This window comes from Candidatus Chloroploca mongolica (assembly GCF_004762035.2).
Classification (GTDB): domain Bacteria; phylum Chloroflexota; class Chloroflexia; order Chloroflexales; family Chloroflexaceae; genus Chloroploca; species Chloroploca mongolica.
This window is the reverse complement of the sequence record NZ_SIJK02000012.1, coordinates 117813-137279: the sequence shown is the minus strand read 5'-3', so window position 1 is coordinate 137279 and position 19467 is coordinate 117813. Positions and strand designations below refer to the sequence as shown.

Below are 19467 nucleotides of genomic sequence, written 5' to 3'. Positions count from 1 at the left end.
ACCACGAGCCTACCAGATTCTCCGAACCCTGTCTAGAAATAAGCGAACGGTAAGTTGTACTTCGCAGAAGATATGATCACTGAAGACGAAGGATGGGATAAATGACTGCCCAACCACGGCCATATCTTACCGAAACAGAGTACCTTGAGCGTGAACGTGTGAGCACGATCAAGCATGAATATTATGCCGGTGAGCTTTTTGCCATGTCAGGCGCAAGTGAGGCGCATAATTTGATCGCGAGTAGCGTAAACGCGAGCATATACGCCCAAATTCGGGGACGAGGCTGTCGAATATATCCAAGTGATATGCGAATTAAAATAGTTAAAACCGGCTTATATACCTATCCTGATATAACGATTGTTTGTGGAACGCCTGAGTTTACTGACATGACGAAAAGAGATACGCTGCTTAATCCTACGATCATTCTTGAAATCCTTTCCCCATCGACAGAACGGTATGACCGTGGGGTTAAATTTCAAAATTATCGTACGATCGAAACCCTGAAAGAGTATATTCTCATTGCTCAGAATAAACATCATATCGAGCGATATACACGTTATGAAGAGAATACATGGATCTTGACTGACGCAGTAGGTATTGATTCCATAATTACCCTTGAGTCGATCCAGTGTGCTCTTGCTCTTGCGGATGTCTATGAGCTTGTCGATCTTCCTCCAGAATCGCCTTCGGAAGACCGAACGTAGCGTAATTGGCCAGTTAGCCACAGAAGTTTGCTACCAGGTACCGTGGGACGAAGAGCACACGCTGGGCGCAAGGTTTCGAGGTCAGCATTGGATCGAATTGTGTGGCAGCACGCTCGTGCCGTGACAGCAGCGCTGGGCGGCTCAGGCCACAATCATACGCGCATGTTCGGGGCTTGAATTTACAGAACATACGCGCTATGATTGAGGTATCTCTGGTACGCAGACCGCATGGAGGCAGCGATGACGGCACGGCCAAAACGATATATGACGGAAGAAGAGTATATCGAGTTTGAGGTGGCAAGCCCCCGCAAGCACGAATATTATCAGGGTGATATTTTTGCGATGACGGGCGGAACCGAGCCGCACAATTTGTTGGCAGGAAATGCCTATGCGTCACTGCATGCACAACTGCGTCGCCGTCCATGCCGTGTCTATCCTAGTGATCAACGGATTAAAGTTTTGACCACTGGGTTGCACACGTATCCGGATGTAACGGTTGTGTGCGGACAGCCACAGTTTATTGAAGCATCACGCCTTACGATCACGAATCCAACCGTTATTATTGAAGTCCTCTCACCATCAACGGAACGGTACGATCGTGGCATGAAGTTTCAACAGTATCGAACGATCCCATCGTTCCAGGATTATATCCTGATAGCGCAAGATGATCATCGGATTGAGCACTTCACACGCCAGGAACATGGAATATGGCTCTTGTATGAGGCCATTGGCATAACGGCACACGTCAGCATTCGCTCAATTGATTGTGTCTTGGCCATTGAGGATGTCTATGAGAAAGTTGAATTAGCACCCAATAAAACGGGGATAACCCGCGAAGCAGCCAAAGAAGAGTGCGACGAATGAACGGGAGCGGCGGCAGCGCCGCACTGCAGTCAGAAGTCTTGCATCGGCGTCGGCCTGTGACCCTCGAGATGATAAGGGTAGCTAACAGCTGTGCCTTGGATCCGTCGAAGGATTGAGAAACATGGACACGTGGAAATTCTACGACATTACACACCGCGAACATGTGGTGTGTAATCCCACAAGCAACGACAAACTGGCGCGACTTGTCGGTCTCTTGCGGCTTCCAGCGGAAGCGCACGTGGTCGACATCGCCTGTGGAAAAGGTGAGTTCCTGATTCGCTTGGCTGAAGCGTATGGCATCCGTGGAATCGGAATTGATATTTCACCATTCTGCATCGCCGACGCACAGAGGCAGCTGCAGATGCGAGTGCAGGGGGCAAAGGTCGTCTTCAGTCAGATGAACGGCTCCGACTTCAGGCCCGAAGAGCCGCGCAGCTTGACGCTGGCCTCCTGCATCGGTGCCAGCTGGGTGTTCGGTGGTCACGCAGCGACTCTGGACGCGCTCTCGGGCATGGTTGCGCCCGGTGGTTGGGTGATTGTCGGGGAGCCCTACTGGCTTCAGCAGCCCTCAGAGGAGTATCTTGCGGCATCGGGGGCCAGCAGAGACAGCTTTGGGACACATGTTGGCAACGCAGAGGCCGGTGAACTACGGGGGCTCGAGCTGGTTCACACGTTTGTGAGCAGCAAGGATGACTGGGACAAGTACGAAGGTCTGCAATGGTATGCGGCGGCTGAATACGCCCGCTGTCACCCAGACGATCCCGATCTGCCCGAGCTCTTGGAGCGCGTAGCCAAGGGCAAGGCTGAGTATCTTCGCTGGGGGCGAGACACCTTGGGCTGGGCGATATACGTCTTCAGACATTGTCCGTCATAGTGCGCCACCTCGGCTGCCTAACGCTCGGCTTGCAGTGACGCCTCCCAAGGGCGGCGCCGCTGAAGCCGAGCGTTAGGCGGCGCAACCCGCAGGTTAAATGCATGTTCGGCCTCTTCAAAATCTCTGACATCGAGCATCCGGCGCTCGGCACCCTCAAGTAGAGCCGCGGCTGTTGAGCGTATCTATACGTAAACCGTTTTTCGCTGAACGGAGAAAGACAACCGGCCAGGCCTAATGCAAAGTCCGTATTTTGTCACCCTGAGCGCAGCGAAGGGTCTCGTCCTGATGAGGCGGAAGATGCTTCGCTGCGCTCAGCATGACCCGTGGGCAGGGACTTTGCATCAGCCCTGGTCGCACCCCCAATCAGTACCTCACCCACATAATATATATGCTATACTATATCTACCCTGAGTATGAAATCTGTGCGAGCACATGTGACACACCTTGACAGCGTGTCATTTTGGCCTTGTCGTGCGCTATGAAGCAGCACGGCCTGGTCTGCATTGTGGTTGCGTTGCCACCTGAACAGCGTTGTTCAAGCCTGGTGCGAGCCTGAATCATCGTAGTCTCAGGGAGAGTGCTACGTCAATGATGATGTGACAAGGAGTAAAGTATGAGCGAGGCGACACGTATGCCGACCGAACGAGTCGTGAAGTGGCTGGATGCTTTCGGAACCAGCCTTGAGCAGGGGGATATAGCGGGAGCAACGGCGCTCTTTGATGCCGATAGTTACTGGCGTGATCTGATCTCTTTTACCTGGAATATCAAGACCATGGAGGGTCGTGGCGCGATTCAGGCCATGCTTGAGGCGATGCTCAGCCAGGTGCAACCCCATGCGTGGCGTATTGAAGGTGAAGCGACCGAGGCCGGTGGAGTCACTGAGAGTTGGTTTACGTTTGAAACCAGGATTGCCCGTGGCAAAGGCCATCTTCGCCTCAAAGGTGATCATTGCTGGACTCTTCTGACCACAATGCTCGAGCTCAAAGGTTACGAAGAACCACACGGGCGAACACGCCCTCGTGGCGTTGAGCACGGTATTGTCCCGAATCGTCAGACCTGGCTCGAGCGCAAGCAACAGGAAGAGGCCGAACTCGGTTACACCAAACAGCCCTATGTCTTGATTATTGGCGGTGGACAGGGTGGCATTGCCCTCGGTGCGCGCCTCAAGCGCCTCAATGTCCCTACAATCATCCTCGAAAAACACGAACGCCCCGGCGACTCGTGGCGCAAGCGCTACCGCTCACTCTGCCTCCACGACCCGGTCTGGTACGATCACCTCCCCTATATCCCCTTCCCCGATCACTGGCCCGTCTTTGCCCCCAAAGATAAAGTCGGTGACTGGCTCGAAATGTATACCAAGGTGATGGAACTCAATTACTGGACCTCGACCGAGGCGAAGTCGGCCCACTATGACGAGGCCACTGGCGAGTGGGAGGTTGTGGTTGAGCGTAAGGGTGAGCAGGTCGTGTTACGTCCCAAGCAACTCGTGCTTGCTACCGGCATGTCTGGTGTACCTAACGTCCCCAGTATTCCCGGAGCTGACAAGTTCAAGGGTGTCCAGCACCACTCCAGCAAGCATCCGGGTGGCGAAGGATTTCGTGGCAAAAAGTGTGTCGTGATCGGGTCGAATAATTCCGCCCACGACATCTGCGCTGCTCTGTGGGAACATGGGGCCGATGTGACCATGGTGCAGCGTTCGTCAACGCACATTGCCCGTTCAGATTCGCTGATGGAACTGGCCCTCGGCGGCCTCTATTCCGAACAAGCCGTCGCGAATGGCATCACCACCGATATAGCCGACCTCATCTTTGCCTCGATCCCCTACAAAATCATGCACGAGTTCCAGATTCCGATCTATCAGGAGATGGCTCGGCGGGATGCGGATTTTTATGAAAAATTGAGCGCCGCAGGTTTTATGCTCGATTGGGGCGATGATGGCTCCGGCCTCTTTATGAAGTACCTTCGCCGCGGCTCGGGCTACTATATTGATGTAGGCGCTTCGCAATTGATCATTGATGGCAAGATCAAGCTCAAGAGCGGCCACGATGTTGCCTATCTCACCGAAGATGCGGTGGTGCTCACCGATGGAACCGAACTTCCCGCCGATCTTGTTGTCTACGCCACTGGCTATGGCTCAATGAATGGCTGGGCCGCCCGCCTGATCTCCCAGGAGGTCGCCGACAAAGTTGGCAAATGCTGGGGCCTCGGTTCGGATACTACCAAAGATCCCGGCCCCTGGGAAGGCGAGCAACGCAATATGTGGAAACCAACCCGCCAGGAAGGACTCTGGTTTCACGGTGGCAACCTCCACCAGTCCCGTCACTACTCCCAATTTCTTGCCCTGCAACTCAAAGCTCGCTTCGAAGGCCTTCCAACCCCTGTCTATGGCCTCGCCGAAGTCTATCATACGGCGTGATCCAGGCCAAAGTTGAAGCCTGCCACCCTAAACGGCGTGGGCAGTGTTCTGGGGCTACGCTCCAGAACGCTGCCCACGCTCGATCAATCCCCCCAACGCTTGACGGTCAGTCAGCATCCACGTATAATCGCCTCGGTCTGATAGGAACCGCCCAGATGCATGGATGTCCTGGTTTGCGCCACCCGACCGAATCCATTCCACCTCCAAGTTTCGCCTACCTGAATAGCCCTGGTCAAGATCAGATACCGGTCTTCACCACGCTCAGCAACTAGTATCGATATAGACAGTGAAACCTAATTTCCCATTCAGCACACCATCAGACAGATATCAGGCTTCTATGCTACAATTGTTAGCAAAAGGTTCAGGCGTAAAGACCTTCGCTGACACAACATGAGGAGAAAATGCATGGCCAGACGGATCATCGTCGCCCTGGTGCTGGTCGCAATGATGGCTACCATGCTTGCATGGCCCCGCCCCAGCGTTGCCCAGCCAAGTGTCCCCAACACCTTCCCCCCCTTCCAGGCTCGTTATTTTAGCGAAACGGGCCAGGCCGCTGTCAATGGTTTCCTTGAGAAATGGAGGAATACGCCGAATGCCCTCTTCGTGCTCGGGTTCCCCATCTCGGCACCCTTCATCGAAGAGAGTTTCACCAATCCTGGCCAATACTATCGCGTGCAATATTTCGAGCGCGCGGTGCTCGAAGAGCACCCCCAGAATTTTGGTCAGCAGGGTAATCGGTTCTATGTGCTTGGTCGCTTGATGGGCCAGCAGCTCGCTCGCGGTCGTGAGAATGAGCCCGCCTTCCAGCCTGTCGGCAACCCTGGCGATGGTACCTGGTTTGCCGAAAGTAGCCATACGCTGCGCAATAGCCCCGCCCCGTTTCGGGATTTCTGGCAGCGCAATGGTGGCCTCGAAGTCTTTGGTTATCCCCTCAGTGAGCAGTTCCAGGAGGTCAATCAGGCCGATGGGCAGACCTACTGGGTGCAGTATTTTGAGCGCCAGCGTATGGAGTGGCATCCCAATCAGCCTGATCCTCGCTATCGCATTCTGCTCGGTCTCCTCGGCAACGAGTATCGTGACAAGTTCCATCGCAACAATCCTGCCTTTGCCCCGCGCAGTGCGGCGGATTCACTGCCCCAGCCCTTCATCTATGGGTTCAATGCCCATCTCTATGGGCAGGGCACAGCCTGGCAGGATCGTAATCGCGTTCTGACCCTGGCCAAAAATGCTAATATGCCCTGGATTCGGCAGCAGATCCGCTGGCGTGACCTGCATGATCGCTCAGGCGCTATCTACTGGGCCGAACTTGATGATATTGTGGCCGATGCGAGCAACCAGGGTGTCAAGCTCTTGATCAGTGTGGTCTCGGCACCTGATTGGGCCGGTGGCCCAGGGATGCCGCGACGCGAGAATTTCCGCGATTTTGGTAACTTTATGGGCCAGATGGCCGCCCGCTACCGCGGTCGCGTTCAGGCCTATCAGATCTGGAATGAACAGAATCGCGCCTGTGAAAACGGTGGTGATTGTGCTACCGATGGTGGTGTTGGTGGGCGTGTTGCGAGTGCCGACTATTATGTTGATATGCTCGCCGCTGTCTATGGCCCGATCAAGGCCGCTGACCCCAATGCGATTGTCGTCAGTGGTGCCCCGACCAGCACCGAGACGAACCGCGCCGATATCGCGATTAGCGATACCGAATTTGTGCGCCAGATGGCCATCAATCCGCGCTTCCGCGCAAGCGTTGATGCCATTGGTCTCCATCCCGGTGGTCAGTACAACCCACCTGATACGATGTGGCCTGACAATCCCGGCCCTGGCCCCAACTGGCGCAATAGCCGCGAGTTCTACTTCCGTCGCATTGAAGATACCCGCAATGTGCTCGTTGCGAACGGGATGGGTGATTACCAGATCTGGATCACCGAGTTCGGCTGGGCTACGACCAATAATACCCCCGGCTACGAGTACGGCAATCGGATCTCGTTCCAACAGCAGGCCGAATGGACCGTGCGTGCCCTCGAAATTGGTCGCAATAACTGGGCACCATGGGTCGGCGCAATGTTCGTTTGGAACCTGAACTTTGCGATCCCCTGGGCCTACGAGGGCAATCCGTTGCATGAACAGGCTGCCTTTGGGGCGCTCAATCCTGATTGGAGCCCCCGGCCTGTCTATAATGCCCTTCAGGCGTTCCCGAAACGCTAACAGGGCGTTGTATCTCTATGGTGGCTCAGGAAGGAACTCCTTCCTGAGCCATTTTCCAGTCTTAGAAGGAGTTGTGTGATGTCTTACATGCAATCTAGGTTCAGTGCTCTACTGATCCTGATGATGCTAGTGCCACTCATTGCGGCCTGTGGCAGCGCTCCAACGGCTGATCCAGGGCCGACCTCTGCTGTCCCCGCTCCAACAACCGTTTCTGATCCCACTACACCTGCAGATGCTCCGTTGGTACCGACGCCTCCCACCAGTGGCTCGTCGGAGGCCCCAACCGCAGAACCGACCGCGATCTCTCTCGATCCCGACTATCTGCAATTCGGGGTTGTCGCCCACCTCTACTATACCGACCGCGAGCGCGTCCTCCAATTGACCCGCAATGCCGGGTTTGATTGGGTGCGCCAGCAGATCTACTGGCGCGATATCGAAGATCCGGTCAATGGGATCTGGGCCTGGGACGAGATTGATCCGATTGTCGCCACCGCCAATGCCTATGGGGTGCGCCTCCTCGTCAATGTCGTGCGTTCACCTACCGCGTATAGCGCAACCAACGGACTCCCTGATGATCCGGCTACGTTTGCCAATTTTATGGCTGTACTCGCCGAACGTTATAAGGGCCAGATCCACGCTTACGAGATCTGGAATGAACCGAATCTTGCCCACGAGACTGGTGGCACGATTACGACGGCTGATGTTGGCCGCTATGTCGAAATGCTGAAACTTGCCTATGAACGCATCAAGGCCATTGATCCCGATGCCCTTGTGCTTGCCGCAGCCTCTTCGTCAAGTGCAGTGACCAATCCTTCGGTTGCGCTCTCTGACCGGGAGTTCTACCAGGCAATGTACACCTACAACGGGGGCGAGGTGCGGAACTACTTCGATATCCAGGCCGTCCATCCCGGCGGCGCTGCCAACCCCCCTGATACGCTCTGGCCTGATAATCCCAGTTTTATCGAGGGGTGCGAACCCGCCCCTGATCGCTGTTGGAACGATGATTCCACCCACTATTTCCGCCATATCGAAAAGGTGCGTGGCTGGATGGAAGAGTATGGCATGGCCGATAAGCGCGTCTGGATTACTGAGTATGGCTGGGCTACCCCCAATGTCACTCCGGGCTATGAATTCGGCAACTTTGTTTCCCTCGAACAACAGGCTGAATATATTACCGGGGCAATGCGCCGTACCTTCGAGCTCTATCCCTTCGTCGGCAATATGTTCCTCTGGAATATGAACTTTGCCGTCACCAAAGCCGAAAATGGTCTTGATCCCAATCACGAGCAGGGTTCTTTCGGTATCCTCAACCCCGATTGGAGCCCCCGGCCTTCATTCCTGGCCGTGCAAAGTACGATTGCAGAGTTAAAGGCCCAACAGGGACGCTAGCGTTGGGTTCAAAACATACTGGTGGTCTCACCCCTCCAAGAGACGTGAGACCACCAGTGGTTATCCCTCAAGGTCAAGCTCAAGCTCAAGCCTTAGCGTCCCCAGCAACACCTCGACCAAGCCCAGGGCCTCAGGCCCAAAAGTGTAATCCTCACCCAGCTTGCCAACAATCAAGCGTCTAAGCAGGGCACGATGCGCACTTGGCAGCAAGAGATCTGGTATCTGGTACTGCCCATCCTGCCCTTGATGGGCAACCACGACCTGTGCCCGAGTGCGGGCGGCCATGGCATAGCCATACCTCAGGGCCTGATCTTCATCGAGGGTGACCAGTTTCCCTTTGCGTATGTGGTAGTAGTGACCGGGGCCTCGCCCTCGGCGCCGTCGGATAACCGATCCCTCAACCAGACGATAGACTCCCGGTGCATCGAGATCCTCTGCAGCAGGCTGCCACCCGATCACGCCGGCAAAATAACTCACCCGTTGCCCTTGTCCGGGTGTATAGAGAACTGGCGCACCGGATGCCGTCACGCGGGGCAAAGGAGGGAGCAGCGTAATCTGATCGGCGAGGGTCAGCACCACAAATGTTTTTCCGCGGACGCGTGCTAGAAAGCCCTCGCGTCGCCACGACGTCAGGACAAAACGATCGCCTTCGCGATCACCCTCGCCACGCAGGCTTGGACCAACCGCAGGATTATGCACAATAAAGCGATCGGGGTACACCTCTTCAAGATCCGCAGGTGCCCCCGTACGTCGTTTTGACATTATTGCTAGTTCTAGATATGTCTGGGAACCCGCAGTCCCCAGGTGAGCTTGCCGCTAGGCAAAGCTGCCAGTTGGCAGCTTTGCCTAGCGGCAAGCTTGCTCTCGATAAACCCTAGGCCTCACCGAGGCGCCGCAACATCGGATTACTATAGATATGACAAATAGCAATCGCAAGCGCATCAGCTGCATCATCGGGTTTGGGCACCAGGCTTAAGCCAAGTGTCATCCGCACCATCTCTTGCATCTGCTTTTTATCTGCCCCGCCATAACCAGCTACAGCCTGCTTGACGACGGTAGGCTTGTACTCAAAGACAGGAACTTGCGCCTGCACCAGTGCGAGCAGGGCAACCCCTCGTGCCTGCCCAACCGTCAGTGCAGTGTTGACATTTTTGCCAAAAAAGATCTCTTCAATTGCAGCTGACTCTGGGCGATGCTCGGCGATCAGTCTGCGTAGTTCATCGTACAGGTAGTGCAACCGTTCAGGAAGCGGCGTGCCCGCTGGTGTGGTCAGTGCGCCAACTGCTACCAGGCATAGCTGACCACCTTGTTCCTCAACAATACCCCACCCCATTGTTGCTAGCCCGGGATCAATGCCTAGCGTTCGCATGATACCAACTTACTCAAATTTGGCAGCCAGTTCCTCGGTAATGTCGAGATTCGAGTAGACCTTCTGCACATCGTCAAGATCTTCGAGTTTCTCGATCAAACGCATGGCGGCAAGGGCTTCTTTTTCATCGGGTTGCACCAGCGTCTTTGGGCGCATGGTCTTTTCTGCACCGGTCAGCGGGAGTTGATGCTCAAGCAGCGTCTGGCGTACCGCATTGAGTTGTGTCCATTCACAATAGATCTCAAGTGCTTCACCATCAACCTCGACATCGTCAGCCCCGGCATCAATCACCATCAACTGCACTTCATCAATATCAAGACTACTCCCGGTAAGATCGACGGTGAGCAAGCCCTTCTGCTCAAACATCCAGCTCACTGAACCTGGCTCACCAGGATTACCCCCAGCTTTGTTGATCGCTGACCGTACATCAGAATTCGTGCGGTTACGATTATCGGTTGCCGTCTCAATCAGTAGTGCGATTCCTCCGGGGGCATACCCTTCATAGAAAACCTCTTCGATGGCCGCCTCGTTGTTTTTCCCCAGGCCACGATCAATCGAACGCTGAATGCTATCATTGGGCATGTTATTCGCTTTTGCCTTGTCAATCGCAAGACGCAAGCGAAAATTCATATCAGGATCACCGCCTCCACCCTCACGTACGGCAAGCGTGACATCACGGGCGAGTTTGGTAAACAGTTGACCGCGACGCTGATCTGCAACTCCTTTGGATCGCCGAATTGTATGCCATTTCGAGTGGCCGGACATGCGCTCGTACCTCCGTCAATGCTTCTACGTGCTCGTTTGCACGACTGCCTCTGTGCCCCGGATCACAGGGTCTCAACGCTCTGGTTGTTCATCAACAGAAGATGCAGCTGTCGGCATATCTGAGGGACGACGTGCAATACGGGTGCCTTTCGGGATGTTCATAATCTCGGCGACCTCACCATCGTCATCATCGTGCTCGTCATGGTGATGATGGCTAACCCCGTATTCCGTTACCAGACTCGCCGCACGAATACGGCGCTCGTATTCCCGATCAATTGCGGCTATTGCCCGCTGCCACCAGTGCTGTTGAGCCATCCTGACCTCGCTCTGGCACAGATGTGACGCTTCACACGAGCGCCACTGCTCTCAGCATTATAACGGATTCTTTGCGCACGGCAACAATGCAAACTCAGGCTGCCTCTCGCACATACCCATTCCGCAATAGTTCGTAGACGAGTTCGTCTAGTGTGCTCTCGGCTTCATGATAGGTGAGGGCAAACCCAACAAGGTCTCCATCAAGGTACATCGCAAAGTCGCGGGTCTCGGGATCGTAGACTATCTCTTTCACGTACATTAGGTGTCACCTTTCCAGCATCTACCTGAGTCTGGTCATGACACCATTGTAGCATTTTTGTTCTAATCTGTCAAGAGCCGCACGTTAACGATTCAATTCCCAGTTATACGCGGTAAAGACCAGATCAATTTCTTGCCTGGTCTCTAACCATGTCCGTCGCTCATCGTGCGGGAGATAGCGCCGTACAAAGGCGACGACCCCGTCCAGGCCACCAAAATCGTCCCGAAACCAGTTGAAAATGCTTGAAAGCTGCAACGTTCCTTCCGCTGCATCCACGCTGGTCTCGGCATCAACAAAGTTGCGCACTGCTTGTTCCAGTTGCGCATCGATCTGATCGGCACGGTATGCGGCAATCGGTGGGCACGAGCGGCTCGCGCAGTTGAGTGCAAAATGGATCCGTGGGTCGCGGCTCTCCATCATCCAGGCCAACCGTGGATCGCCCTGGGCAAACTGGTGCCCTGGCAAGAAGGGGTGTGAGTCATTGGCACGCAAGATGCCATGTTCAATATCGTCGGCACTGAAGCGCAGGCCGCCCACATTGTACGCTGCTCGCCGAAAGAAACCGAGCCCCCCCAGGCGCTCGTTCACACTGCGCTGAATGTCATAGCTGATCACGGCATCGAGAACAAGCGTGTTGTAGAGGTTGATCCAAAAAGCGAGACGCTCGGTTCGGCCTGGCAGGTCTTCTGGCCTCAGCCGACGCAGATGTGGCGTCAGGTTGCGCAATTCGCGATATGCCTCGCTCTTACGTAATGTGTCATACGCAACCTTCGTTCCCTCATCACTGATTGCGGCCGTTTTGAGCATGAGCAAAGCCCGCACCATGGCACCTGGGATGGCGTGAATGGGAATCGTTTCCGCATCAACGGTTCCCTCATTCAACACGTCCTTCCCACGCCCGATATTCACGAGCCCGAGAGCCGCCTCGCGCAACCTGATCAATTCGTTCATGACCCGCTCTCCTTTTGTTAGCGCGGTCGTGCAATCAAGCTCGCACAGTTGATCCCACTCATGGTGACACTCACGACCCCAATACCAGGGTGGGTGTCGGCCCCTACCAGTAACAGACGGTCAATGTCGGTTTTGTGCTGGAAGCGCTGAAAGGCAAACTGATCAACGCTCATTCTGGCTCCCCAGCCGCCACCCCATTTTGCCAGGTAGTCTTCGTAGGTCAGCGGTGTCCCGACTTCCAGCCGCTCAATGCCTGCTCTGATCCCGGGAAAGACCTGCTCGGCCATCGTCAATGCACGCTCGGTCGCTTCGGCTTTGCGTGCGGCGTACTCTTCATTCCGTTGCCATACGTCATATCGGCAATAGTCAGGGTCAAAATAGACGATCTGCAGGGCATGTTTCCCCCGCGGAGCCAGACTCGGATCCTTGAAGGACGAGTTACAGAAACAGATCATGCGCAACTCATTGCCTGTTTGCGCATAGCGATCAATATAGAGGGTGTGCGGGTCGGTTCCTTCGGGAAAGACGCTTGCATCAACACCTGCAAAGAGCGTGATAAATGAGTCGGTGAGTTTCAACTGGTCAACCCGCGCTCGTGTCGCTGGCCTCACCCAACGCCGCTCAACGAGGGGCTCAACCGGTGTTCCAGTACGCCCAAACGTATTGATGACTCCCGCATTGCTGATCACCCAGTCGGCTCTGATCCGGGTTCCATCGCCAAGCACGACCCCACGTGCTCGTCCGTCTTCGACACCGATCCTGACAACAGGGCTGCGATAGCTGATCCGTCCATTATGCTTTTCAAGCCCTCGAATCAGCAATTTCGCCAGTTCACCACTCCCACCTTTGGTAAAAGTGCCGCCTCCCTTATGCCGCTCGATCAAGACCAGTGCCCCCAGAACCGCTGGGGTCTCGTCAAGATCCGAGTAACAGAAAGCGATCATCTCGGCATTGATGATTGAGCGCACCTCGGGCGAAGTGATGTAACGGTCAAAGAGTTCCCCGAGCGTCACTTGACTCCAGTGGTTGAGTTCAACCAGTCGCTCAAGTGGGACGCGCCACAGCAGGGTTGCATACGTCCAGGGATCATCAAGCGGGAGGTTTGGCATGGCCACAAACAGTTCGTGGAGTTGTTCGAGCCGCCGATAAAAAGCCCGAATTCCTGCCGCCTCCTCAGGAAAACATGTGATCAACTCGTGAAGATACTCTTCCGTTGACCCAGCGATCCGCAAGGTGCCTCGGGGGTGCCGAAAGGTGTAGTAACTCTCGTACGAGCTTAATTCAGGCCACTCATCAAGTTCGGCAAAAACCTCTTGATGATAGCGCATATTGCCGCGACCCTGATCCATCCCAAAAAAGAGCTTGGGGCCGACATCAAACCGATAGCGCCCACTGGGAAACGTCTGTGCCGAACCACCCGGCAGATAGTGTTGCTCGAGCACAAGCACATCTTTGCCCCGTGCGGCAAGCAGTGCTCCTGCGGTCAACCCCCCAATGCCTGCCCCGATCACCACCACTTCATACCGCTCACGCAGCGGACTCCGGTCACGCATACTTAATCCTTTGGCCGGCGACCATGCCGCGGTTCAGTTTCACGCGGACGTGATGGTGGCCCATCGCGTCGCGACCGGCACCGCGGGCAGCGGGTCGGCTCATGCAGAAAGCCCTTATCGGCATAAAATTCCTGCTCGCCTGCCGTGAAGATAAACGACTCGCCACAGCTGCGACAGATCAATTCCATATCTTTATAGAATGGCATAACGTTCACCCATCCTGCCCGACACAAAAAACCGGGCAGTTCCTCCTGCCCGGCACGGGGCGTCAATTGTTCCCACCAGGCGCTTACATCCCAAGTTTGCGCTTCAGTTCTTCCAGTTCTGAGTCAACTTCTGTTTGTTTCGAGAGATCCTCGAAGCGTGCTTCGAGTGAACCCTGCTCGAGTTTTGCCATTGCGTCAGCCTTCGCCAACTGGTCGTCAACCCGCTCTTCCAACTGACTCAGCTTGTCCATCGTTCCGACCCGGCTCATACTCTGTGCTGTGCGCTGGAGGGCTTCCTGGGTTTGCGCTCGATTCTTCTTGGCAATGATCAGTTCTTTCTTGGCCTTCACCTCGGCAATGCGGGTCTCGAGTTGCACCAGGGCATCCTGCATCGCGTTGACCTGCTCTTCCTGGGCCTGCTCCTGGGTGAGAAACTGCTCGGCGAGTTTTTGGCTCTGTACTTTGCGCGCAAGGGCCGCACGGGCCAGTTCTTCATCACCAGCACGGAGCGCCGCTTCAGCCCGCGCTGTCCATTGCTCAGCTTCGGCAAAGGCCGAAATCCGTCGCTGCTCAAGCCGGGTCTCATCGGCCATTGCCGTTGCCACCCCTGTACGAACTTCGTAGAGCTCGTTGGTGAGTTGACGCAGATACTCGTTAGCCATCTTCTCGGGATCTTCAGCACGATCAAGCATCGAGTTGACGTTCGCACTGACCAGATCTTTGATACGCGTAAGAATTGACATAGTCGAACTTTCCTCCCTTAACTGGTACGCTTGGTCTCCGGTATCATTGTACGGAACCCCTGTTCCGACCAGATTGTTCTACCCTCTCATTCTAGCATGGCAGTCAGGTTTTGCCCAATCTTAACCTATTGACACAAGCTAACGAGTATGCTAACCTTTCCCTAACTACTCCCGGGCCTTGATGGGCCCTATCCCGCTCATGGCTCAGTCTAGACGATAGACGAGCCAGCGGTGATGTTTACCCAGATCTTGCCACACAGCGTAGCCGTGTTTCCTCTGCGCCCCATGCCTTTTCTTGTAATCATGCGATCAGGCATGTCGTCTTAAGAGAATTAACAACTGTGGTATCATAGTCTGGATATGACGTTGACGGTATAGAACCATTCGACAAGCGGTTCTGCTCTACCGTAGCAAGCGAAAAACTGTGGTGAGCCACCAGCGTAAGGTAGCCTCAAACTGTCCGCAATCAGGCGGAGTATCTTCATTTCGATGTTGGCTTCGTTTGTTTTTTTTAACCTGCAGTATCCTTCTGCTGTCGGGTTGCATGACTGTGTTGCAAACAAGCCAGATACCTTCTGTAGAACGTCCTTCAGCATTACCCAGACCAACCAGCCCGACCGTGACGATAGCGATAAATCCGACTGCACCCGGTAGTTTAGCCCCCGATCCAGCGACAGCTGTTCCTTCACCAGAAGCGACATCGCTCCCCGCTCAGACCTTCACACCGTTGCCTTCCCTTGAACCTCCACCTGCGCCAGAAATCTTACCAACCCTCGCAGTCCCTCCACCTCCTCAACTGACGTACGAAGAACGCTGGCGCCTCCAACAGATTGATCGGCAGATCTTCGCTGCGCCCATTGCTTTTGCGACAACTGGGAGTGAGCTCTGGTGGTATGATCCTGTGCAACAGCAATCAGTGATCCTTGGACGCATAAATGGGCCGTTTGTTGCCCAGGCTCGCTTTATTTTGCGGGGTCAGGGGGTCGAGGCATTTGAAGTGCCGTATCAAGTCAATGTAGGCTATGGGTTGACAGCCCTTTCGCCAGCCTTGCTCGAACGTATTCGGGTGGCTGGCTTTTCGGATTGGATCGAAACATATGTTTTTGTCGGTTCTAACATTACACCTTTGTAAGCAAAAACCGCCTTGTCCGATGAGAACACAAGTGCTATAATGGCAGGGTGATCGTAAACCTGGAAGTGAGAGATGATGTGAGTAGCCGATATCTTGACATGGTTCGAGGGCAGCGGCGGCGTGGCAATGGAGGGTGGCAGTTTACCGCAAAATCGCTCCTGGCGCTTCTGGCGGTCGTAGCGATGATTGGTTCCGCCGTCTATTGGTGGGGTGTCCAGAGTCAGCTGACGAATAACTGGGTTGTCGCAACCGCCTTTACCGCTATTCTTGTCCTGGCTCCGCCGAGTCTGACCTCTTTTTTGATTCCTTGGTCTCCCGGTGGGATGTTGCTCCAGAAGATCAATGCCCGTACCTGGGGCTATGCCGTCATTATCGGCGCTTCGCTCTATTTGCTTTACTATTCGTTTGAAATCCAGTATTCCTGGTGGGCGTCCCAGCCGGTGGTCGCCGGGACAGGCTTGATCCTCCAGCAGGTTATTATTGGCATTATTGGCTTTATTATTATTCCGGCGTTGCTCTGGACGCCTGTCACCAGCGAAGAATTGGTAGAACAGGTGCGTCAGGCGCATTTGGTGCGTCGCTACGAGTTGCAAACCCAGGCTGATATTGCGATTCTCCGTGCGACATTGTTACGAGCACAGGAAAAAGCCTTGATTGGTTTCGCGAATTTGACTGTTCAAGAAAAAGAAGAACTGGCTGGTGTCATGCGCGGTCTGGTCAAAGGCATTGATCATACCCTGCGTGATATTGGTGAAAGTGTGAAAACAGTGAGTGGCGCAACTGTGCCTTTTTCTAGTCTTGATGATAATGATGATATCCGTAGTTATCTCGATTATATTCACGAGAGCCTGACAGACAATGCGTTAATACCCGGTCGTAGCCGCACCCAGGAACGCGTCCCTGTCCCCGTGCAACCGCAACAAGCCCACGGTGAAGCCTATTATGATGATGCTGGCCGGTATGTTGAAGGGCGCCATCGGCCAACGGGTCGTTATTAGTCTACAGGGCTGTTCCTATGCAAGGCTATCGTTTTTCCACGGATCGGCATCTCCCCGAACGTGATATGCTCGATCTCGCTGATATTCTCGCCCTCCAGATCCACGAGTCACTCGGGCCGCGTGTCTATCTGTTGCCCCGTAGTGATGTGCTCGAGTTGATCGCGCCTTACGTTGATGATCTGTCGCCTGATGATCAGCACGCACTCTCGTGGGTGGTCTGGCATCTCTTTCAGTCTGCCCGTGAGTTTGACCTTGCCGCAGCCTGAGCAGCAGCTGCCAGTGCCACACCTCAGGCGCATCGGGGTGTATGGGGGGAGTTTTGATCCCATCCATCTTGGCCATCTGGTGATCGCTGAAGAAGCTCGTGACGTGCTTGGGCTTGATCAGGTGCTCTTTGTGCCTGCTGCTCGCCAACCGTTTAAGGATGAGGTTGTAGCCACACCCCACCATCGCCTCGCAATGGTGCGCTTGGCCTGCGAAGATCATCCAGCCTTTCTTCCTGAACCCTTTGAGGTCGAGCGGCCACCTCCTTCGTATACGATCGCGACCCTTGAATTTCTTGCCCAACGCTATGGCGCAATGGCAACCTTCTGGTTTATTCTCGGCGTTGATGCGGCTCTGGAATTGCCACGCTGGCATCGCTTCCCCGAGATTGCCCGCTTAACGCGCTTTGCTCTTATGCTGCGGCCTGGCTATCCTCATACTCCTCAACTCCTTGCTCATCATTTGCCAGCCACAGTTATCAGGACAGCACGTCTGATCGAGGGCCCTCAATTGACGATTTCAAGCCGCGATCTTCGTCAACGTATCAGCACAGGACGCTCGGTACGCTATCAGGTACCAGAGCCTGTCCGCCACTATATCGAGGCCCATCAACTCTATTGTGATGCAAGCCAAGCAAAAGGTGAGCCCGACCATGACTGATGATGTTGCTGAAAAGATGCTTGTGACCCAGGCTGAGGCGTGGGGCCTTGCCCTTGATTTGAAGCAGCTGACGCTCTTTCGTCTCTATGCCGAGACCCTGGCCCAGTGGAATACCCATACCAACCTGACTGCGATCACTGATCGCCAGCAGATCTATCTGCGCCATTTTCTCGATGCACTGGCTCTTGCTCGTTTCTGCGGTACGTCACCATCTGCACTGATCGATATCGGCAGCGGGGCAGGCTTACCAGGTGTGCCCCTCAAGATCCTGTTTCCTGAACTTGAGCTTGTCTTGATCGACTCGGTTGCCAAAAAGACCAACTTTTTGAAACATCTGATCATGCAACTTGGGCTTGAGCAGGTGCGCATTGTCACCGAACGGGTCGAGGCTTTTGCCCGTATCCCCTACGAGCGCGAACGCTATCCTGTTGTGACCGCACGAGCTGTCGCTGATGTACGCGTGCTCGCGGAATATGCGCTACCTTTGCTGGCCCCCGGTGGACGGCTGCTCGCGCCGAAGGGGGCCGATCCTCAGGCCGAGGTTGAGGCTGCCATACCCGTCTTTGCTATGCTCGGTGGTCGTTTGCACAGCATCGAGCCAGTGCTGCTCCCCGGACTTGAACCACGTAGCGTCGTTCTTATCGAGAAAATTGCCCCTACCGATCGCCGTTACCCACGGCCAGTCGGCACCCCTACGCGTAAACCGCTCACCGGATAAACAACCCTATAGTACAGCTAAAAGCCGCAGGGGAGGTCAGCAAAGCTGACCTCCCCTGCGGCCTTATCCAACCGAGGCTTTTAGAGCGAAGCGCGGCGGCGCAGCATCAGCGCACCAGCAACCATCGCCAGAGCGACAGCGGCGAACAGTGCAAGCGGAGCCGACGAGCCACTCGTAGTTGGCAGCGTGGTCGGTGCTTCAGGGGCAGGAGCAGGCAGCGGAACAGCGACCTGAAGACCCTGGGTCACAGCAAGCTCCGGAGTGATCGAAGCAACCACATTGGTGGCAAAAACCGAGTAGATCTGTCCAGCCTGAAGCGTGGTACCAGGCAAGTCAATGACCACGGCGCTAGCACCGGCAGGGGTCACCTGAAGGTCGTAGGTACCGGCAGGAACCTCAAGGTAGTCAGTTGCATTGGGGAAAGCCAGACCCGAAACCAGGGTGTCGCCACTGGCAAGCTTGATGTCGACCGCAGGCGCATCGGGCGAGAAGTGGTAGACGCGCACCTTGGCGTTGCCGCTCGCCGGAGCAGTAAGGTTGTCAACGATAATCGTCGGCTGGATCGAAGCAACCAGGCCGGTGGCCGCAATCGTATACGCCTGACCAGCGCTGACGGTCGCATTGGCATCAATCACCGCAGCGCTTGCAGGCTGACCCGTCGGGCTCACCTGAATGCGATACGTGCCCGCCGGCAGTGAAAGATAATCACTCGCAGTAAAGAAAGGTACATTCGAAAGCACCCGATCGCCGTCAACAAAAACATCAACCGCAGGCGCATCAGGCGACGCGTGAATAACCCGAACCTGAGCATTGCCTTCCTGAGCGAAGGTGGCGGGCACAAACGAAAGCGATGCGAGAACCGCAACTAGGGCAAATACGAACAGCTTTGACAATTTCACAGACTTCCTCCTCAAAACGGCTTTTTGCGTTAAGCCCCTATGCAAACATTATGCATAGGATATGCACAGTCATTGTTACATATAGCATTACGCAGCAGCTGAGAGGACGGATGTATGAAATGAGGGCAATCATGCACGGGATTTTCACCGCTCGTGCATGTCTGTGGAGCAAACGCAAACAGCCAGCAA

At 55.0% G+C, this 19467-nt stretch carries 21 protein-coding genes; 11 read left to right on the top strand and 10 right to left on the bottom strand.

Annotated features, from left to right (window positions below):
- Nucleotides 1–101: 101 nt before the first annotated feature.
- The 6 genes from EYB53_RS09100 to EYB53_RS09075 all read left to right on the top strand — a co-directional run bounded on the left by EYB53_RS09100 (nucleotide 102) and on the right by EYB53_RS09075 (nucleotide 8446).
- Nucleotides 102–704, top strand: coding sequence for a Uma2 family endonuclease (locus tag EYB53_RS09100; protein ID WP_135477879.1), 603 nt, complete (start codon nucleotides 102–104; stop codon nucleotides 702–704).
- A 240-nt stretch (nucleotides 705–944) separates the two neighbouring features.
- Nucleotides 945–1568 carry a Uma2 family endonuclease gene (locus EYB53_RS09095; protein WP_135477878.1) on the top strand — a complete coding sequence of 208 codons (624 nt, stop codon included), beginning with the start codon at nucleotides 945–947 and terminating at the stop codon, nucleotides 1566–1568.
- Nucleotides 1569–1689: 121 nt separating this feature from the next.
- Nucleotides 1690–2442 carry an SAM-dependent methyltransferase gene (locus EYB53_RS09090; RefSeq protein ID WP_135477877.1) on the top strand — a complete coding sequence of 251 codons (753 nt, stop codon included), beginning with the start codon at nucleotides 1690–1692 and terminating at the stop codon, nucleotides 2440–2442.
- A gap of 613 nt (nucleotides 2443–3055) precedes the next feature.
- A complete protein-coding gene (locus EYB53_RS09085; protein ID WP_135477876.1) occupies nucleotides 3056–4858 on the top strand; it encodes an NAD(P)/FAD-dependent oxidoreductase in 1803 nt (600 codons plus the stop codon).
- 405 nt (nucleotides 4859–5263) lie between these two features.
- Nucleotides 5264–7057, top strand: coding sequence for a hypothetical protein (locus EYB53_RS09080; RefSeq protein WP_135477875.1), 1794 nt, complete (start codon nucleotides 5264–5266; stop codon nucleotides 7055–7057).
- Nucleotides 7058–7135: 78 nt separating this feature from the next.
- Complete coding sequence (locus EYB53_RS09075; protein WP_135477874.1) at nucleotides 7136–8446, top strand: cellulase family glycosylhydrolase; 1311 nt, start codon at nucleotides 7136–7138, stop codon at nucleotides 8444–8446.
- Nucleotides 8447–8506: 60 nt separating this feature from the next.
- On the opposite strand, the gene EYB53_RS09070 is transcribed toward EYB53_RS09075, so the two are convergent.
- The 9 genes from EYB53_RS09070 to EYB53_RS09030 all read right to left on the bottom strand — a co-directional run bounded on the left by EYB53_RS09070 (nucleotide 8507) and on the right by EYB53_RS09030 (nucleotide 14607).
- The gene (locus EYB53_RS09070; RefSeq protein WP_135477873.1) at nucleotides 8507–9208 is read right to left on the bottom strand and encodes a hypothetical protein; all 702 of its coding nucleotides are present in this window, start codon (nucleotides 9206–9208) and stop codon (nucleotides 8507–8509) included.
- Nucleotides 9209–9320: 112 nt separating this feature from the next.
- A complete protein-coding gene (gene ruvC, locus EYB53_RS09065) occupies nucleotides 9321–9815 on the bottom strand; it encodes a crossover junction endodeoxyribonuclease RuvC (RefSeq protein ID WP_135477872.1) in 495 nt (164 codons plus the stop codon).
- Between the two features lie 9 nt (nucleotides 9816–9824).
- The gene (locus EYB53_RS09060) at nucleotides 9825–10580 is read right to left on the bottom strand and encodes a YebC/PmpR family DNA-binding transcriptional regulator (protein WP_135477871.1); all 756 of its coding nucleotides are present in this window, start codon (nucleotides 10578–10580) and stop codon (nucleotides 9825–9827) included.
- A 72-nt stretch (nucleotides 10581–10652) separates the two neighbouring features.
- Complete coding sequence (locus tag EYB53_RS09055; protein ID WP_135477870.1) at nucleotides 10653–10895, bottom strand: hypothetical protein; 243 nt, start codon at nucleotides 10893–10895, stop codon at nucleotides 10653–10655.
- A 94-nt stretch (nucleotides 10896–10989) separates the two neighbouring features.
- Nucleotides 10990–11154: a hypothetical protein gene (locus tag EYB53_RS09050; protein ID WP_167857320.1), complete on the bottom strand. Its 165-nt coding sequence runs from the start codon at nucleotides 11152–11154 to the stop codon at nucleotides 10990–10992.
- Between the two features lie 84 nt (nucleotides 11155–11238).
- Nucleotides 11239–12105, bottom strand: a complete 867-nt coding sequence (locus tag EYB53_RS09045) for a DUF547 domain-containing protein (RefSeq protein ID WP_135477869.1) — start codon at nucleotides 12103–12105, stop codon at nucleotides 11239–11241.
- Nucleotides 12106–12122: 17 nt separating this feature from the next.
- On the bottom strand, nucleotides 12123–13658 hold the full coding sequence (locus EYB53_RS09040) for a phytoene desaturase family protein (RefSeq protein WP_135477868.1): 1536 nt from the start codon (nucleotides 13656–13658) through the stop codon (nucleotides 12123–12125).
- Nucleotides 13659–13660: 2 nt separating this feature from the next.
- Nucleotides 13661–13864 carry a zinc-ribbon domain-containing protein gene (locus EYB53_RS09035; protein ID WP_135477867.1) on the bottom strand — a complete coding sequence of 68 codons (204 nt, stop codon included), beginning with the start codon at nucleotides 13862–13864 and terminating at the stop codon, nucleotides 13661–13663.
- 83 nt (nucleotides 13865–13947) lie between these two features.
- Nucleotides 13948–14607 carry a PspA/IM30 family protein gene (locus EYB53_RS09030; RefSeq protein WP_135477866.1) on the bottom strand — a complete coding sequence of 220 codons (660 nt, stop codon included), beginning with the start codon at nucleotides 14605–14607 and terminating at the stop codon, nucleotides 13948–13950.
- A gap of 619 nt (nucleotides 14608–15226) precedes the next feature.
- Between EYB53_RS09030 and EYB53_RS09025 the strand changes: the two genes are divergently transcribed.
- The 5 genes from EYB53_RS09025 to rsmG all read left to right on the top strand — a co-directional run bounded on the left by EYB53_RS09025 (nucleotide 15227) and on the right by rsmG (nucleotide 18379).
- Complete coding sequence (locus EYB53_RS09025; RefSeq protein WP_135477865.1) at nucleotides 15227–15739, top strand: hypothetical protein; 513 nt, start codon at nucleotides 15227–15229, stop codon at nucleotides 15737–15739.
- 77 nt (nucleotides 15740–15816) lie between these two features.
- The gene (locus tag EYB53_RS09020) at nucleotides 15817–16737 is read left to right on the top strand and encodes a hypothetical protein (protein WP_371879090.1); all 921 of its coding nucleotides are present in this window, start codon (nucleotides 15817–15819) and stop codon (nucleotides 16735–16737) included.
- A 17-nt stretch (nucleotides 16738–16754) separates the two neighbouring features.
- Entirely contained in the window at nucleotides 16755–17003 is a 249-nt protein-coding gene (locus tag EYB53_RS09015) for a hypothetical protein (protein WP_097653166.1), read from the top strand.
- 13 nt (nucleotides 17004–17016) lie between these two features.
- Nucleotides 17017–17661, top strand: coding sequence for a nicotinate-nucleotide adenylyltransferase (gene nadD, locus EYB53_RS09010; RefSeq protein ID WP_135477864.1), 645 nt, complete (start codon nucleotides 17017–17019; stop codon nucleotides 17659–17661).
- Nucleotides 17654–18379 (top strand): 16S rRNA (guanine(527)-N(7))-methyltransferase RsmG, encoded by a 726-nt coding sequence (rsmG, locus tag EYB53_RS09005; RefSeq protein ID WP_135477863.1) that lies wholly within the window; start codon nucleotides 17654–17656, stop codon nucleotides 18377–18379. The genes nadD and rsmG overlap by 8 nt, the downstream gene beginning before the upstream one ends.
- Nucleotides 18380–18459: 80 nt before the next feature.
- On the opposite strand, the gene EYB53_RS09000 is transcribed toward rsmG, so the two are convergent.
- A complete protein-coding gene (locus EYB53_RS09000; RefSeq protein WP_371879089.1) occupies nucleotides 18460–19278 on the bottom strand; it encodes a DUF4397 domain-containing protein in 819 nt (272 codons plus the stop codon).
- Between the last annotated feature and the right edge of the window lie 189 nt (nucleotides 19279–19467).

What these genes read in the sequence shown, in the direction of transcription:
- EYB53_RS09100 (WP_135477879.1), top strand. Translation starts at nt 102, where the DNA reads ATGACTGCCCAACCACGGCCATATCTTACCGAAACAGAGTACCTTGAG.
- EYB53_RS09095 (WP_135477878.1), top strand. Translation starts at nt 945, where the DNA reads ATGACGGCACGGCCAAAACGATATATGACGGAAGAAGAGTATATCGAG.
- EYB53_RS09090 (WP_135477877.1), top strand. Translation starts at nt 1,690, where the DNA reads ATGGACACGTGGAAATTCTACGACATTACACACCGCGAACATGTGGTG.
- EYB53_RS09085 (WP_135477876.1), top strand. Translation starts at nt 3,056, where the DNA reads ATGAGCGAGGCGACACGTATGCCGACCGAACGAGTCGTGAAGTGGCTG.
- EYB53_RS09080 (WP_135477875.1), top strand. Translation starts at nt 5,264, where the DNA reads ATGGCCAGACGGATCATCGTCGCCCTGGTGCTGGTCGCAATGATGGCT.
- EYB53_RS09075 (WP_135477874.1), top strand. Translation starts at nt 7,136, where the DNA reads ATGTCTTACATGCAATCTAGGTTCAGTGCTCTACTGATCCTGATGATG.
- EYB53_RS09070 (WP_135477873.1), bottom strand. Translation starts at nt 9,208, where the DNA reads ATGTCAAAACGACGTACGGGGGCACCTGCGGATCTTGAAGAGGTGTAC.
- ruvC (WP_135477872.1), bottom strand. Translation starts at nt 9,815, where the DNA reads ATGCGAACGCTAGGCATTGATCCCGGGCTAGCAACAATGGGGTGGGGT.
- EYB53_RS09060 (WP_135477871.1), bottom strand. Translation starts at nt 10,580, where the DNA reads ATGTCCGGCCACTCGAAATGGCATACAATTCGGCGATCCAAAGGAGTT.
- EYB53_RS09055 (WP_135477870.1), bottom strand. Translation starts at nt 10,895, where the DNA reads ATGGCTCAACAGCACTGGTGGCAGCGGGCAATAGCCGCAATTGATCGG.
- EYB53_RS09050 (WP_167857320.1), bottom strand. Translation starts at nt 11,154, where the DNA reads ATGTACGTGAAAGAGATAGTCTACGATCCCGAGACCCGCGACTTTGCG.
- EYB53_RS09045 (WP_135477869.1), bottom strand. Translation starts at nt 12,105, where the DNA reads ATGAACGAATTGATCAGGTTGCGCGAGGCGGCTCTCGGGCTCGTGAAT.
- EYB53_RS09040 (WP_135477868.1), bottom strand. Translation starts at nt 13,658, where the DNA reads ATGCGTGACCGGAGTCCGCTGCGTGAGCGGTATGAAGTGGTGGTGATC.
- EYB53_RS09035 (WP_135477867.1), bottom strand. Translation starts at nt 13,864, where the DNA reads ATGCCATTCTATAAAGATATGGAATTGATCTGTCGCAGCTGTGGCGAG.
- EYB53_RS09030 (WP_135477866.1), bottom strand. Translation starts at nt 14,607, where the DNA reads ATGTCAATTCTTACGCGTATCAAAGATCTGGTCAGTGCGAACGTCAAC.
- EYB53_RS09015 (WP_097653166.1), top strand. Translation starts at nt 16,755, where the DNA reads ATGCAAGGCTATCGTTTTTCCACGGATCGGCATCTCCCCGAACGTGAT.
- rsmG (WP_135477863.1), top strand. Translation starts at nt 17,654, where the DNA reads ATGACTGATGATGTTGCTGAAAAGATGCTTGTGACCCAGGCTGAGGCG.